Origin of the sequence: Micromonospora sp. BL1 (genome assembly GCF_003667485.1) — a bacterium.
Taxonomy (GTDB): Bacteria; Actinomycetota; Actinomycetes; order Mycobacteriales; family Micromonosporaceae; genus Micromonospora; species Micromonospora tulbaghiae.
This window is the reverse complement of sequence record NZ_RCVK01000333.1, coordinates 1-14,531: the sequence shown is the minus strand read 5'-3', so window position 1 is coordinate 14,531 and position 14,531 is coordinate 1. Positions and strand designations below refer to the sequence as shown.

At 73.7% G+C, this 14,531-nt stretch carries 12 protein-coding genes; 7 read left to right on the top strand and 5 right to left on the bottom strand.

The annotated features are described in order from the left end of the window. The first annotated feature begins 137 nt into the window (after positions 1 to 137). Positions 138 to 1,505, top strand: a complete 1,368-nt coding sequence (locus EAD96_RS25265; RefSeq protein WP_121686025.1) for a PH domain-containing protein — start codon at positions 138 to 140, stop codon at positions 1,503 to 1,505. Positions 1,506 to 1,538: 33 nt separating this feature from the next. Here EAD96_RS25265 and EAD96_RS25260 read toward each other — a convergent pair whose 3' ends face one another. After that, positions 1,539 to 2,609 (bottom strand): phosphatase PAP2 family protein, encoded by a 1,071-nt coding sequence (locus tag EAD96_RS25260; protein ID WP_121686024.1) that lies wholly within the window; start codon positions 2,607 to 2,609, stop codon positions 1,539 to 1,541. 115 nt (positions 2,610 to 2,724) lie between these two features. Between EAD96_RS25260 and EAD96_RS25255 the strand changes: the two genes are divergently transcribed. Together EAD96_RS25255 and EAD96_RS25250 are read left to right on the top strand one after the other, a co-directional pair. Then, positions 2,725 to 3,129, top strand: a complete 405-nt coding sequence (locus tag EAD96_RS25255; RefSeq protein WP_121686027.1) for a thioesterase family protein — start codon at positions 2,725 to 2,727, stop codon at positions 3,127 to 3,129. Continuing rightward, positions 3,126 to 3,953 carry an MBL fold metallo-hydrolase gene (locus EAD96_RS25250; protein WP_121686023.1) on the top strand — a complete coding sequence of 276 codons (828 nt, stop codon included), beginning with the start codon at positions 3,126 to 3,128 and terminating at the stop codon, positions 3,951 to 3,953. The genes EAD96_RS25255 and EAD96_RS25250 overlap by 4 nt, the downstream gene beginning before the upstream one ends. A gap of 13 nt (positions 3,954 to 3,966) precedes the next feature. Here the strand turns inward: EAD96_RS25250 and EAD96_RS25245 are convergent, their stop codons facing one another. Together EAD96_RS25245 and EAD96_RS25240 are read right to left on the bottom strand one after the other, a co-directional pair. Then, complete coding sequence (locus tag EAD96_RS25245; RefSeq protein WP_121686022.1) at positions 3,967 to 4,869, bottom strand: aminoglycoside phosphotransferase family protein; 903 nt, start codon at positions 4,867 to 4,869, stop codon at positions 3,967 to 3,969. 7 nt (positions 4,870 to 4,876) lie between these two features. Further along, complete coding sequence (locus EAD96_RS25240; RefSeq protein WP_121686021.1) at positions 4,877 to 5,386, bottom strand: MarR family winged helix-turn-helix transcriptional regulator; 510 nt, start codon at positions 5,384 to 5,386, stop codon at positions 4,877 to 4,879. 82 nt (positions 5,387 to 5,468) lie between these two features. Between EAD96_RS25240 and EAD96_RS25235 the strand changes: the two genes are divergently transcribed. Next, positions 5,469 to 6,695: a multidrug effflux MFS transporter gene (locus EAD96_RS25235; RefSeq protein ID WP_121686020.1), complete on the top strand. Its 1,227-nt coding sequence runs from the start codon at positions 5,469 to 5,471 to the stop codon at positions 6,693 to 6,695. A gap of 16 nt (positions 6,696 to 6,711) precedes the next feature. Here the strand turns inward: EAD96_RS25235 and EAD96_RS25230 are convergent, their stop codons facing one another. Continuing rightward, positions 6,712 to 7,641: a carbohydrate kinase gene (locus EAD96_RS25230; RefSeq protein WP_121686019.1), complete on the bottom strand. Its 930-nt coding sequence runs from the start codon at positions 7,639 to 7,641 to the stop codon at positions 6,712 to 6,714. A gap of 335 nt (positions 7,642 to 7,976) precedes the next feature. Here EAD96_RS25230 and EAD96_RS25225 point away from each other — a divergent pair, with 335 nt between their 5' ends. Next, positions 7,977 to 9,113: a lytic polysaccharide monooxygenase gene (locus tag EAD96_RS25225; RefSeq protein WP_121686018.1), complete on the top strand. Its 1,137-nt coding sequence runs from the start codon at positions 7,977 to 7,979 to the stop codon at positions 9,111 to 9,113. Positions 9,114 to 9,171: 58 nt separating this feature from the next. On the opposite strand, the gene asnB is transcribed toward EAD96_RS25225, so the two are convergent. After that, positions 9,172 to 11,133, bottom strand: coding sequence for an asparagine synthase (glutamine-hydrolyzing) (gene asnB / locus EAD96_RS25220; protein WP_120568977.1), 1,962 nt, complete (start codon positions 11,131 to 11,133; stop codon positions 9,172 to 9,174). Positions 11,134 to 11,246: 113 nt separating this feature from the next. Here asnB and EAD96_RS25215 point away from each other — a divergent pair, with 113 nt between their 5' ends. Both EAD96_RS25215 and EAD96_RS25210 read left to right on the top strand, forming a co-directional pair. Continuing rightward, entirely contained in the window at positions 11,247 to 12,722 is a 1,476-nt protein-coding gene (locus EAD96_RS25215) for an aminopeptidase P family protein (RefSeq protein WP_121686017.1), read from the top strand. Positions 12,723 to 12,988: 266 nt separating this feature from the next. Further along, on the top strand, positions 12,989 to 14,531 hold a 1,543-nt coding region (locus EAD96_RS25210), incomplete at its 3' end, for a hypothetical protein (RefSeq protein ID WP_121686026.1).

The window sequence follows — 14,531 nt, the reverse complement described above, 5'->3', positions numbered from 1 at the left end:
GGTACGCACCACCTCCCGGGTACGCACCCCCTCCCGGGTACGCACCGCCACCCGGCCATGGGCCGCCCGGCTCGGCCGCGCCCGGATACGGGCCACCGCCCGGTACCGACGCGGCGCCCGGGCCGTGGCCCGCGCCGCTGCCGCCGTACCCGGGACCGTGGGGTCCGGCCGCCGGGCCGCCCACCGGCGGCGAGGAGCCACGGCAGCGGCTGCACCCGCTCAGCCCCGCGCTGCACGGCGCGAAGTCCCTGGTCGTGGTGATCGCCGGGCTCTCCTGGTCGACGCTGTCCCGCGTCGGGTTCGGCTGGTTCGCGGCGCTGGTCACCGTCTTCGTGCTCGGCGCCACGGTGCTGTCGGTGGTGAGCTGGTGGAACACCGGCTACCACCTGGTGGGCCGCGAGCTGCGCGTGTACGAGGGCCTGCTGTGGCGGCGCACCCGGGCCATCCCGCTGGAGCGGTTGCAGGCGGTGGAGGTGGTCCGGCCCCTGCTGGCCCAGCTCACCGGCCTGGCCGAGCTGCGGCTGGAGGTGGTCGGCGGGGGCAAGACCGAGGCGCCGCTGGCGTACCTCAGCGTGGCCGAGGCCACCGCGTTGCGGCAGCGGCTGCTCGCGGTGGCCGGTCGATCCGCCCCGGCGCCGGCTCCGGTGGCCGAGCCCGGCGCACCGGTCGCGCCGCCCGTGCCGGAAGGACGCCGGCTGCACGCCGTCCGCAACCAGGACCTGCTGATCAGCCAGTTGCTCACGCCGCAGGCGTTCCTGCTGCCGCTGGGCCTGGTGTTCGTCGGCGCCCAGTTCCTCTCCGAGGGCTCGTGGTCGTTCATCGCGGTGGCCAGCACGCTCACCGCGATGGCCGGCGTGGTGCTGCAACCGATCCGCCGGGTGCTCGACGACTGGAGCTTCCGGCTCGACCGGGACGACGGCACGCTGCGCGTGCACAACGGGCTGCTGGAGACGCGGGTGCAGACAGTGCCGCTGCACCGGGTGCAGACGGTACGGGCGACCTGGCCGCTGCTGTGGCGGATGAAGGGGTGGCTGCGGCTGCGGCTGGAGGTGGCCGGCTACTCGGCCGGTGAGCCGGACGACCGCAACCGCCCGGACCGGCTGCTGCCGGTCGGCGACGCGGGCACCGGCGCGATGGTCGTGGCGGAGGTGCTGCCCGGCGTGCGGCTGGACGCGCTGCCCGCCACGCCGCCCCCGTCGCGGGCCCGGTGGCTGCGCCCGCTGAGCCGCAAGGTGGTCGGCGCCGGTCTCGACGAGCAGGTCTTCGTGGCCCGCTCCGGGCTGCTGACCCGGCAGTTGACGCTGGTGCCGTACGCCCGGATCCAGAGCGTGCGCGTCACCCGCGGTCCGGTGCAGCGGCTGCTGCGGCTGGCCACCGTGCACGCGGACACCGCGGGTGGGGCCGGGGCGGCGGCCGTCGACCGGGATCTGGCCGACGCGTGGGAGCTGGCCGCGGAGCTGACCGAGCGGTCGCGGGCCGCCCGCCGTACCGACAGCGGGCGCTGACCGGCCCGCGGTGGCGGACCGGCCGGTGCGCGTCTACCGGCGCTCGGCGGGCACCGCGTCCCGGTCGCCGGCCACCCGGTCCGGGGTGTCGGCGGCGGTGCCGTCGTCGGCGGTCGGCGACCCGGCCGCGACGGCGGGCTCGCCGGCCCGGCGGGCCCGCCGGGCCGCCCACCAGCGCTCGGCCAGGCCGACCACCAGGAACGTCATGCCCACGTACGCCCAGCCGACGAGCACGTCGATCAGGTAGTGCTCACCGCTGTACATCAGCGTGAACGTCATCGCCAGCGGGTACGCGAGCATCAGCGGCCACCAGCGCTTGCGCACCGACCGCATGAAGAACAGCACCACGAACAGCGCGAACGCGGTGTGCAGCGACGGCATCGCGGCCACCGGGTTGGAGGCGATCTGCCCGGCGTTGAGCAGGTTGCCCGCGCCGTGCATGCCGATCTCCTTCCAGCCCCGGGTGGAGATCCGCGCGACCTCGGTCAGCAGGCCGTTCTGCGCCGCCCACCACGGCGGCGCGGCCGGGTAGGCGAAGTAGGTGACCAGGCCGGCCGCGCACAGGAAGCCCCAGCGGGACATGTACGCGATCCAGCGCCGCCGGTTCCGCATCCACAGCACTGCGGCGGCGGCGAACGTCGCCACGAAGTGCGAGAAGTAGATCCAGCTCACCAGCACGTCCCACCAGCGCACCTCGGACGCGTCGTACAGGCGCTCCTGGAGCCAGATCGTCGGCACCTCGCCGCCGGTGAGCCATCCGGTGAGGAAGCGGTCGGCGACGATCAGCTCCATCGCGTGCGGGGTGGCGCCGTTGTCGGCGAATCCCCGGGACAGGTTGTACGCCGCGAGCAGCAGCACCACCGGGATCCAGTCCCGGGCGAACCGCAGGTGGGTGCGCCACGGGCGGGCCGAGTTCCACGCGACAGTGCCGGCCCAGATCCACAGGAACGCGTACGCCGGGTCGGTGGGCAGGCCGATGGCGAGCCAGGCGACGACGAACGCGACGCCCCAGATGGTCATCGCGATCACACGGCGGCGCCCACCGTCGGGCGACTCGGTGGTCGCGTCGGGGGCGGGGGTCGGAGATTGTGTCAGCTCGGCCATCGCGGACAAGGTTAACGGCGGGCGGCCGGTGGGCCTGCGGGCGGGCGGCGACGACCGGACCGGCGGCGGCTCGGACGCCGGACGGCCACGGGTCGGCTGCACTAGGCTCGGCCGCATGCAGGAGCAGCCGGAGTCGCCCTTCTCGCCGGGCCTGACCGCCCGGGTCGAGCTGACAGTGACCGACGCCGACACCGCGCAGGCGGTCGGCTCGGGGGACGTGCCGGTGCTCGGCACACCCCGGGTGCTGGCGCTGGCCGAGGCGGCGACGGTGGCCGCCACCGCGACCCGGATGCCCTCCGGGTCGACCACGGTCGGCGTACGGGTGGAGCTGGAGCACCGCGCGGCCACCCCGGTGGGGCGTACCGTGGCGGCCCACGCCGAGCTGGTGAAGGTCGACGGCAAGCGGCTCGTCTTCGACGTGACGGTCACCGACGGGCCCACCGTGGCGGCGCAGGGGCGCGTCGAGCGGGTGCTCGTCGACCGGCAGCGTTTCGTCGAGCGGGCCCTCGGCCCGTCATGACCGCCGGGTTCTCCGAGGTCGCCGCCGGGGTGCACGTTCTGCGCGAGCCGACGCTCGCGGTGAACGTCGTGCTGGTGGTCGGTGACGGCGCGGCGCTGCTGGTGGACACGCTCTCCACCGCCGGGCAGGCCCGGGAGCTGGCGGAGGCGGCCCGGGCGGTGACGCCGTACCCGTGGACGATCGTGAACACGCACCACCACTTCGACCACTGCTTCGGCAACGCCACGCTGGCCGGGCCGGAGACCGCGATCTACGCGCAGGCCCAGGCCGCGGCGGCGCTGCGGGACCGGTCCGACGCGGTGCGCCGCGCCGCGTACGAGGAGATGCACGCCGGGCATCCGGCGCTGGCCGAGGAGCTGGCGCACACCGAGCTGCGGGCGCCGACGCACGAGGTGCACGAGGAGACGGTGCTCGACGTGGGCGGCCGGCGGGTGGTGCTGCGCCATCCCGGGCACGGGCACACCGACGCCGACCTGGTGGTCCACGTGCCGGACGCGGACGTGCTGGTCGCGGGCGACCTGGTGGAGCAGAGCGGGCCACCGGCGTTCGAGGAGTCGTACCCCCTGAAGTGGCCGGACGCGCTGGCCGACCTGCTGCGGATGACCACGCCCGCGACGGTGGTGGTGCCCGGTCACGGCGAGCCGGTCGGCGTGGACTTCGTCCGCGAGCAGCACGCGCAGCTCGCGCGGCAGGCGTGGCTGATCCGGGCCGGGCACACCGGCAGCGCCCCGCCGGAGCGGGTGGCGGCCGAGTCGCCGTTCGGCGCCCGGCCGGGTCTGATCGCTGCCCGCCGCGGCTACGCGGAGCTGGACGGCACGGCCTGACCGGCGGCCGGGCTCATCCGGCGTCGGCCAGGATCTCGCGGAGGCGGTTGCGGCACTCGGCGACGAACGCCGGGAACGTGTCCCAGTAGTAGGAGACGCCGCTGGCCGCCACCCCGAGCGCCCAGGCGCGGGCCCGCGCCCAGGTCACGTCGTCCACGCCGAGCGCCTCGCGGTAGGCCTGCCGGGCCGGCGGCGGGAGGTCCCAGATCGGCGCGTGCTCGGCGTCGGGCTGCCCGACGGTCAGGCCGCCGAAGTCGATGACCGCCCGCAACCGGCCGTCGTGCACGAGCAGGTTGGTGGGCTTGAGGTCGCCGTGCAGCCAGACGTGCGGGCCGGCCGGTTCGGGCAGGTCGAGGGCGTCCCGCCAGAGCCGGGCCAGGGTGTCGACGTCCGTCTCGTCGCCGATGCGGCTGCGGCAGTCGTCGAGCGCCGCCGAGATCCAGGTGTCGCAGGGACGCAGCGCGCCGCCGCGGTATCCGCTCAGGTCGCCCGCGCGGGTCGCGCCGAGCAGGTCGGCCGCGTGCAGGTGCCGGACGAACACGGCCAGGTCGGCGCCGAGCGCGGCCCAGTCGCCGACGGTGCCGGGCCGGACCTCGTCGCCCGGTATCCACCGTTGCACCGACCAGGGCAGCGGGAAGGCGTCGGCCGGGACGCCGGCGTACACCGGTTCCGGCACCCGGTACGGCAGCAGCGGCGCGAGCCGGGGCAGCCACCGCTGTTCCTTGCGCAGGGCACCGGCCTTCTCCGCGGTCCGGGGCAGCCGGACGAGCAGGTCGGCGCCGAGCCGGTACATCGTGTTGTCGGTCCCGGCGCCGGCCGGTGTCAGCGGCAGCGCGGCCCACTCGGGGCGCTGGTCGGCCAGCAGTGCCCGGACGACCTGTTCGTCCACGGGTATCTCGTCCTGGTGCAGCGCCATCCGGTGATCATGCGGGGCGGGCCGGTGCGACGGCCACCGGGTTTCCGGAGGCCCGCCCGGGCGGTTCCGGCCGGGCATGTCCCCGCAGGGCGCCGAGCAGCGCGTCGAGGTGCGGGGCGGCGGCCAGGATCGCCGCCCGCGCCGCCGGATCCAGCTCGGCCAGGGCCTCGTCGAGCAGCGCGGCCCGGTTGGTCTCGTAGTCGGCCATCCGCGCCCGGGCGGCCTCGGTCACGTGCAGCCGCAGCACGCGGCGGTCGTCGGGGTCGCGGTCACGGGCCAGCAGCCCGGCGTCGGTGAGGTCGCGGACCAGTGTGCTCACCGTGTTGGGCGCGGTGCAGAGGCGACGGGCCACCTCCTTGCCGCTGATCCCCGGCGTCTCCCGGACCAGCAGCAGCAGCTCCACCTGCGCCTCGGGCAGCGGGTCTCGTCCCACGCGCGCCCCGGTCCGCCGGCGCAGGAGCCGGTGCAGCTCCCCCACGACCGCGCCGACGCGTGCGACCTGCTCGTTCGTCGCCACGGGGTCACCCGCCTCACATCGCAATAGTTCTGACTACAGATGTAAGGTACCCCAGCAGACCGGATCCAGGGGGTACCCACTCGTGAGCAACGCCGCGCCGGCCGCCGCGCGCCCGACCGCCGACCGCACCACGGCCACCACCGGCGGCGTGACGCTGCTGGTGCTGCTCGGCGCACTCACCGCGATCGGCCCGCTGTCGCTGGACATGTACCTGCCGGCGTTCCCGGCCATGACCCGCGACCTCGGCGCCGACCAGGCCGGCATCCAGCTCTCGCTGACCACCTGCCTGATCGGTCTCGCCCTGGGCCAGCTCGTCACCGGTCCGCTCAGCGACCGCTGGGGGCGCCGCCGTCCGGTGCTGGTCGGCGTGGTCGCGTACACGGTGCTGGCGCTGGCCTGCGCCGCGGCGCCGAACGCCCCGCTGCTGGCCGCCGCGCGGTTCGCCCAGGGCGTCGCCGGTGGCATGGGCGTGGTGGTCGCCCGCGCGGTGGTCCGCGACCTCTACTCCGGCCGGGACGCCGCGAAGTACTTCTCCCGGCTCACCCTGGTCTTCGGCGTGGCGCCGGTGGCGGCGCCCGGCGTGGGCAGCCTGGTGCTGCGGTTCGGCTCGTGGCGGGCCGTCTTCGTGACGCTCGCCGTCATCGGGGCGGTGCTCGCCGTCGCGGTCGCGCTGCGCCTGCCGGAGACGCTGCCGGCCGAGCGCCGCAGCACCGGCGGCCTGGGAGGCACCGTCCGGACCATGCGGTCGCTGCTCGCCGACCGGGTCTACCTCGGGTACGCGCTGACGCAGGGCTTCGCGTTCGCCGGGCTGTTCGCGTACATCTCCGGGTCGTCGTTCGTGTTCCAGGACGTCTTCGGCGTCTCCGCCGCGGTGTTCAGCGTCATCTTCGGCGTCAACGCGCTCGCCCTGGTGGCGGTCGGGCAGGCCAACGCCCGGCTGCTCGACCGGTTCACGCCGCGCCGGCTGCTGGTCACCACGCTCGTGGTCGGCGTGGTCACGGCGGTCGGCGTGCTGACCGGCGCGCTGGCCGGCAGCCTGGCCGTGACGGCGGTGGCGCTGTTCGCCTTCGTCGGCTCGCTCGGCATGGTGATGCCGAACAGCACCGCGCTGGCGCTGGACGCGCACGCCCGGCACGCGGGCACCGCCGCCGCGCTGATGGGCGGCATCCAGTCGGTGGTGGGCGCGCTGGCCGCGCCGCTGGTCGGGCTCGGCGGCGAGGGCAGCGCGCTGCCGATGGCGGTGGTCCTGGCCGGCGCCGCGTTCCTGTCCCTGACCGCCGTCCTGACGATGGCCCGCACCCGCCCCTGAGCGCGGGCCGGGCGGATCACGGGAAGCGGGCGGCCACCCGGGCGCGGGTGGGCATGGCGGTGGCGCCGCCCGGGGACTCGCACACCACCGCCGCCACCCGCAGCGCGAACGCGACCCGCTCCCGCCAGCCGGTCGGCTCGACCGGCTCACCGGCGGCCAGCAGGTCCGCCACCAGCGCGCCCATCACCGAGTCGCCCGCGCCTGTCGCGTCCACCGCGTCCACCTTCGGCGCGGGTACGCGTACCACGTCGTCGGCGGCGGCGACCAGGGCGCCGTCCGCGCCGAGCGTGACCACGACGGTGCTCGCGCCCAGTTCCCGCAGGTACGCGGCGACGCCCTCGACCGGCTCGTCCGGGTAGAGCAGCCGCGCGTCGGCGGCGCTGAGCTTGACCAGGTGCGCCCCGGCGGCGAACTCGGCGACCACCGCCCGCAGCCCGTCCAGCGCGCCCGGCGCGGTGAGCAGGCGGGGCCGCACGTTCGGGTCGAACACCCGCAGCGCGCCCGCGATCGACCAGGCGCGCCGGGCGGCGGCCAGCACCGGCGGGTCGAGCAGCACGATCGAGCCGCAGTAGAGCACGTCCGCGCCCTCGACCAGCGCCACGTCCAGGTCGCCCGGGCCGAGCAGCGCGTACGAGCGGGGCTCGCCGTAGAAGCGGAAGTCCGGCTCCGCGCCGGCGAACGTGGCCACCGCGAGCGCGGTCGGCGCCGGGACCGTCACCGTCCCGCTCACGTCCACGCCGGCGTCGGTGAGGAAGGCGCGGATCCGCCCGGCCAGCGCGTCGTCGCCGAGCGACCCGACGAACCGCGCGTCCCCGCCGAGCCGGGCGATCGCCACCGCCACGTTGAGCGGGCCGCCGCCGATCGCCTGCCGGTAGACGGGTTCCCCGTCGTGCTCGGCGTCGAGCAGGTCCACCAGCGCCTCGCCGAGCACCACCGCGTAACCCATCCTGGCTCCCCTCGTCGTCCTCCCTCCGATCCTGGCGCATGCCGGGGTCGCGGCGCGTCCGGACCCGGGCATCGAGCGGCACCTATTGCGAGCCGCGTCCCGACGTGGTGGGATGGCGATGCCGGGTGACGACGCGGGGGGCTGCCGCGTCGCCGGCTGCCGGGTCGAGCCGACGCGAGGGCATCCACGGTCCGTGGCAACGGACCGCAGGCGGTGCGCGCCCGCCGACGGCCCCGGCCGCACACCGACCGGGCGCGGGCACCGCGATCGTCGCATCCGCTCGTCCCAGCGGAGCGGGCCGAACCGGGCCTCGCTCCGCGAGTCAGGAGATCCCCGTGCACCGAACCCGATCCCGTACGGCCGCGTTGCTCACCGCGGCCGCCACCCTGGCCCTGGGCGCGTTCGCCCTGGCCACCAACTCCGGACCGGCGGCCGCGCACGGCGCGGCCATGACGCCGGGCGCCCGCACCTACCTGTGCTGGAAGGACGGCCTCACCGGAACCGGTGAGATCCGGCCGAACAACCCCGCCTGCTCGTCGGCGGTGGCCACGAGCGGGGCGAACTCGCTGTACAACTGGTTCAGCGTGCTGCGCTCCGACGCCGGCGGGCGGACCGTCGGGTTCATCCCCGACGGCAAGCTGTGCAGCGGCGGCAACCCCGGCTTCAGCGGGTACGACGCGGCGCGCACCGACTGGCCGGTCACCCACCTGACGGCCGGGCGGTCGATCGAGTTCCGGTACAGCAACTGGGCCCACCACCCGGGCACGTTCTACTTCTACGTGACCAAGGACAGCTGGAGCCCGAACCGGCCGCTGGCCTGGAGCGACCTGGAGGAGCAGCCGTTCCTCCAGGTGACCAACCCGCCGCAGCGCGGCGCTGTGGGCACCAACGACGGCCACTACTACTTCAGCGGCAACCTGCCGTCGAACAAGAGCGGCCGGCACATCATCTACTCGCGCTGGGTGCGCTCGGACAGCCAGGAGAACTTCTTCGGCTGCTCGGACGTGACGTTCGACGGCGGTAACGGCGAGGTGACCGGGATCGGCTCGGGCGGCAGCAACCCCCCGACGACCGCGCCGCCGACCACCGCGCCGCCGACGACCGCGCCCCCGACGACCGCGCCCCCGACCTCACCTCCGCCGGTGACGAGCAGCCCGACCATGCCGTCCGGCTCCTGCATGGCGGTGTACAAGGTGGTCACCGCCTGGGGCGGCGGCTTCCAGGGCGAAGTGACGATCATGAACCACAGCACCCGGACGTACTCCGGGTGGACCGCGAACTGGACCTGGCCCAGCGGCCAGACCATCAACCAGGTGTGGAACGGCACGTTGAGCGGCAGCGGGGCGTCGGTGAGCGTCTCCAACGCCGCCTACAACGGCAGCGTCCCGCCGGAGGGCACCACCACGTTCGGCTTCACCGCGAACTTCTCCGGCACCAACACCCTTCCGACAGTCACCTGCACCGGTCGGTGACCAGGCACTGAGAAGGGCCCCCGGGAAATCCCGGGGGCCCTTCCTCGTCACGCTCGGGTCAGCGGACCATGCTGCCGACGACCGGCTTGGTGAGCAGCGCGGACTGGTTGCGCTGGATGCCCGGGTCGAGCGTCTTGGCCACGAAGATGGCGTGCCAGATGCAGAAGATCAGCACGGTCCACACCTTGCGGGAGTGGTCGGCCTCCTCCCGCTTGTGCTCGTCCAGCAGGCGCAGCGCGTACGACAGGTCGATCAGGTCACCCGCGCCCGAGGTGGACAGCACGTGCCGCGCCCACTCGTACATCTCGCCGCGCAGCCAGACCCGGGTCGGGGTCGGGAAGCCCAGCTTCTTGCGGTTGACGATGGCCGGCGGCACGACGCCCTGCAGCGCCTGGCGCATCGCGTACTTGGTGGCCTCGGAGCGGGGCGGCAGCTTCAGGTCGACCGGGATGCCGGCGGCGACGTTGAACACCTCCCGGTCCAGGAACGGCACCCGCACCTCCAGCGAGTGCGCCATCGAGATCCGGTCGGCCTTGACCAGGATGTCGCCGCGCAGCCAGGTGTAGAGGTCGACGTACTGCATCTTGGTGACGTCGTCCAGCTCGGTGCACTCGGCGTAGATCGGCGCGGTCACGTCGGTGTAGCGCACCGAGGGGTCGTAGCGGCGCAGCAGGTGCTGCTTCTCCTCCTCGGTGAACATCCGGGCGTTGCCGTAGTAGCGCTCCTCGATCGGGGTGGTGCCGCGCTCCAGGAAGCTCTTGCCCTTGACGCCCTGCGGGATGGCCTTGGACACCGCGCGCAGGCCCTTCTGCACGCCGTCGGGCAGGCTGTTGACCGCGTTGAGCGACAACGGCTCCCGGTAGATCGTGTAGCCGCCGAAGAACTCGTCCGCGCCCTCGCCGGAGAGCACCACAGTGACGTGCTCGGCGGCCTTCTTCGCCACGAAGTACAGCGGCACCAGGGCCGGGTCGGCGACCGGGTCGTCCAGGTGCCAGACGATCTTCGGCAGCGCCTCGATCATGTCCTGCGGCCCGATCTTGGTCGGGATCGTGGTCACGTCGAGGTGCCGGGCCGAGTCCTGGGCCACGTCGATCTCGGAGTAGCCCGGCACGTCGTAGCCGACGGTGAAGGTGAGGATGTTCGGGTTGAACTCGCGGGCCAGCGCCACCACGGCGGTGGAGTCGATGCCGCTGGACAGGAACGAGCCGACCGGCACGTCCGAGCGCATGTGCATCCGGACGCTCTCGCGCAGCGTCTCCCGGATGTCGTGGTAGAGCCGCTGCTCGTCGGAGACCGGGGCCGGCCGGAACACCGGGCGGTACCAGCGGCGCACCTCGATCCGGCCACCCGGGGTCCAGGTCAGGTACTCCCCCGAGCCGATCCGGCTGATCCCCTTGTGCAGCGTGCCCGGCTCCGGCACGTACTGGAGGGTCAGGTAGTGGCTCAGGTTGGCGGTGTCGATGCCCGCGTCACCCTGGTACGCCGAGTGCGCGAACGGCAGCAGCGCCTTCTTCTCCGAGGCGAGGTAGAGGCCGTCCTGCGTCTCGAGGTAGTGCAGCGGCTTGATGCCGAAGTAGTCCCGCGCGCCGAAGGCCCGCCGCTCCTGCCGGTCCCAGATCACGAACGCGAACATGCCGCGCAGCTTGGTGAGCACCTGCTCACCCCAGTAGTGGTAGCCGGCGACGATCACCTCGCCGTCGCCGTTGGTGGCGAACTGGGCGCCGTAGTCGCGGATCAGCTCGTCGCGCAGCTCGATGTAGTTGTAGATCTCGCCGTTGAAGGTGAGCAGGTAGCGCCCGCCCGCGTAGGGCAGGGGCTCGTGGCTCAGCGCCACGTCGATGATCGCCAGGCGCTTGTGCGCGAACACGCCGTCCGCGTACCGGCCGGAGGCGTCGCCGACCACCTCGACCCCTGTCTCGTCCGGGCCGCGGTGGTGCAGGCACTCCAGTGCGCCGGCGATGTTGTCGCGGTGGGCGGCGGCGTCGCCGCGCGCGCTGAAAAAGGCCAGGAGTCCGCACATGGTCGCCATCTTTCCACGCGCCGGAAGCCACCGTCGCGGCACCGCAGGCACCTCCCGCTGTCGTGCGCGCGGTACCGTCGGGACCAGCGACGAGGCTCAGGGAGGGGCGGATCATGGCCGAGGAGCGGACCCGGCAGGGCAAGGCGGCGGACGGCACGGAGTCGCACGACCCGGATTTCCCGGAGGCGTTCCTGTCGTTCATGCGGCAGGGCTGGCGGGACACCGAACTGCCGGTCACCCCGCGCCCGGAGGTGCCCAACCACGCCAAGCGGCGGGCCGCGCTGGCCGAGGCCTTCCCGGGCGAGACGCTGGTCATCCCCACCGGCAACGAGAAGGTACGCGCCAACGACACCGACCACCGGTTCCGGCCGGGCAGCGACTTCGCGTACCTGACTGGCGACCTGGAGCCGGACAGCGTCCTCGTGCTGCGGCCGGGCGGCGAGCCCACGCTGTTCATGCGTCCCCGGTCGTCCCGGGCGACCGACGAGTTCTTCCGCAGCCGGCACGGTGAGCTGTGGGTGGGCCGCCGGCCGACGCTGCGGGAGAAGTCCACCGAGCTGGGCCTGCCGACGGCCGACCTGAGCGAGCTGGACGCGGCGCTGGCCGAGCTGGCGCCGGGGCGTACCCGGGTGCTTCGCGGTTTCGACGCCCGCGTGGACGCGGCCGTGCGTCCCTACGACGGCGCGCGCGCCGAGGGGCAGCCCGGCCGCGACCGGGAGCTGGCGATCGCGATCTCCGAGCTGAAGCTGGTCAAGGACGAGTGGGAGATCGCGCAGCTCCAGGAGGCGTGCGACGCCACGGTGCGCGGCTTCGAGGACGTGGCGCGGGCGCTGCCGGCCGACCGCGGGGTCTCCGAGCGGCTGCTGGAGGGCGTCTTCGCGCTGCGCGCCCGGCACGACGGCAACGACGTCGGCTACGGCTCGATCGTCGGGGCCGGCGAGCACGCCACGATCCTGCACTGGGTGCACAACCACGGCGCCACCCGTCCGGGTGAGCTGCTGCTGATGGACATGGGCGTGGAGAACCGCAACCTCTACACCGCCGACGTGACCCGGGTGTTCCCGGTCGACGGCCGGTTCACGCCGTTGCAGCGTCAGGTCTACGACGCGGTGTACGCCGCGCAGCAGGCCGGCATCGAGATGTGCCGGCCCGGCGTGGCGTTCCGGGACGTGCATCTGGCCTCGATGCGGGTGCTGGCCGAGGCGCTGAAGGATCTCGGGCTGCTGCCGGTGAGTGTGGACGAGGCGATGGACCCGGCCTCCACGGTCTACCGGCGGTGGACGCTGCACGGCACCAGCCACATGCTCGGCATCGACGTGCACGACTGCGCCAACGCGCGCAAGGAGACCTACCGCGAGGGGCCGCTCGGCGAGGGGTACGTGCTCACCGTCGAGCCGGGGCTCTACTTCCAGCCGGAGGACGAGCTGGTCCCGGAGGAGCTGCGGGGCGTCGGCGTGCGGATCGAGGACGACATCCTGGTCACCGCCGACGGCCCGGTGAACCTGTCGGCCGGGCTGCCGCGCGCCTCCGCCGAGGTGGAGACCTGGCTGGCCGAGCAGCGTGAGGCGGGCCCCCGCCTGCCCGGCTGATCGCCGCGGGCCGCGATCTCCGGCGGGCCCCACCACCGCGCCTCTCCAGGCAGGTGGTGGGGCCCGCCGCCGTCTGGGCCGTTCCGGTTCGCTCACGTGGTTGGTCACCGACCGCCGATCGTGGGAGGAATGCGGGCTTTTTTCGGATACGTCTTCCTCGCGAGGATCCTTCTCATACGGTGCTGATCAGAGGCTACAACCGGTTTGTAGCTGGTCGCCCGGCCTGGGGCGGTGCGACCCGTTTGGGAAGAACCGAAAGGGCTCTCATGTCGAACGACGTAACGACACCCGACGGCGGCGCTCCGATGACGCCCCCGCCGCGGACGAGCAGGCGGCGGGCGCTCTGGGTCGCCACCGGCGTGGCCGGGCTGACCGGCGTCGTCGGTCTGGCGGCGCTCGGCGGTCTCGCCGCCCGCGACGACAAGTCCGGCACCGAACCGGTGGCGGAGAACCACGCCGCAGCGCCGCAGAACGCCAGTGACGACTCCCGCGCCGACGGCGGGAAGGGCGGCGAGAAGGGCGAGGACGGGTACGGCAAGGACGGCAAGGACCGTGGCCAGGAAGGCCGCGACCGCGGCGAGTGGGGCAAGGACGGCAAGGACGACCACGGCAAGACCCGCGAGGTCCCCTGCGACGACGACGCCCTGGTCGACGCACTCGAACTGGCCAACCGCGACCACGGCGGCACCCTGAAGCTCGCCGAGAACTGCACCTACGAACTCGGCGTCAAGGACCGCAAGTTCGGCTCCGCCCTGCCCGAGATCAAGCAGGACGTCACCATCAAGGGCAACAACTCCACCATCAAGCGCGACGCCGAAGACACCTTCCGCATCTTCCGCGTCGTCGACGGCGGCGACCTCACCCTCAAGGACCTCACCGTCAAGGGAGGCAACGCCAACGAGTTCAAGTACCCGGGGCCGTCGGTACCGAAGGCGGCCGGACCGGACGGCAAGGACGACGACAAGCGGTTCGAGGGTGACGGCGGCGCGCTCCTGGTCGAGCGCGGCGGCAGCGCGCACCTGCACAGCGTGAAGCTGGTCGACAACAACGCCGAGGGCGACGGCGGCGCCATCGCCAACTACGGCCGCACCTGGCTCAAGGAGAGCAAGGTCGTCGACAACCACGCCCAGGGCGACGGCGGCGGCGTCTACAACGAGGGCACCCTCAAGGTCGAGGAGACCCACGTCGACGACAACACCGCCGGCGGCAACGGCGGCGGCATCGCCAACGGCAGCGGTGAGCACCACGACGGGCCGGTCGACCCGGCCTCGGCCGCGAAGGCCGACAAGGGCGAGCACGGCAAGCACCACGCGGGCACCGTCGAGATCATCGGGGCGTACGAGGGCAAGGACGCCTCGCTGAGCACGCTGAGCCACAACCGGGCGGGTCGCAACGGTGGTGGCCTGTTCAGCAGCGGCGGCTGGGTCACCGTCTCGTTCACCGCGATCGGCGGCAACGTCGCCTGCGAGAACGGCGGCGGCGTCTACGCCGAGAACACCGACCTGCTGCTGGAGAAGGTCCACGTGGCGGGCAACCACGCCGACGGCGACGGTGGCGGCGTGGTGACGACCGGCGGGCGGGACTGGGCCGGCAACGGCACCGAGAAGGACGGCCTCGCCGGGAGCGCCACGATCGCCGACAGCGCCGTGGTGGACAACACGGCCGGCCGGTTCGGCGGTGGTATCTACAACGGCGAGTGGCTCATCAAGATCGAGGACGGCTTCCTCGCCCGCGACCACGACAAGGACGACAACGCCACCCTCACCATCCGCGACACCGACATCAAGGGCAACACCGCCCTCAACGGCG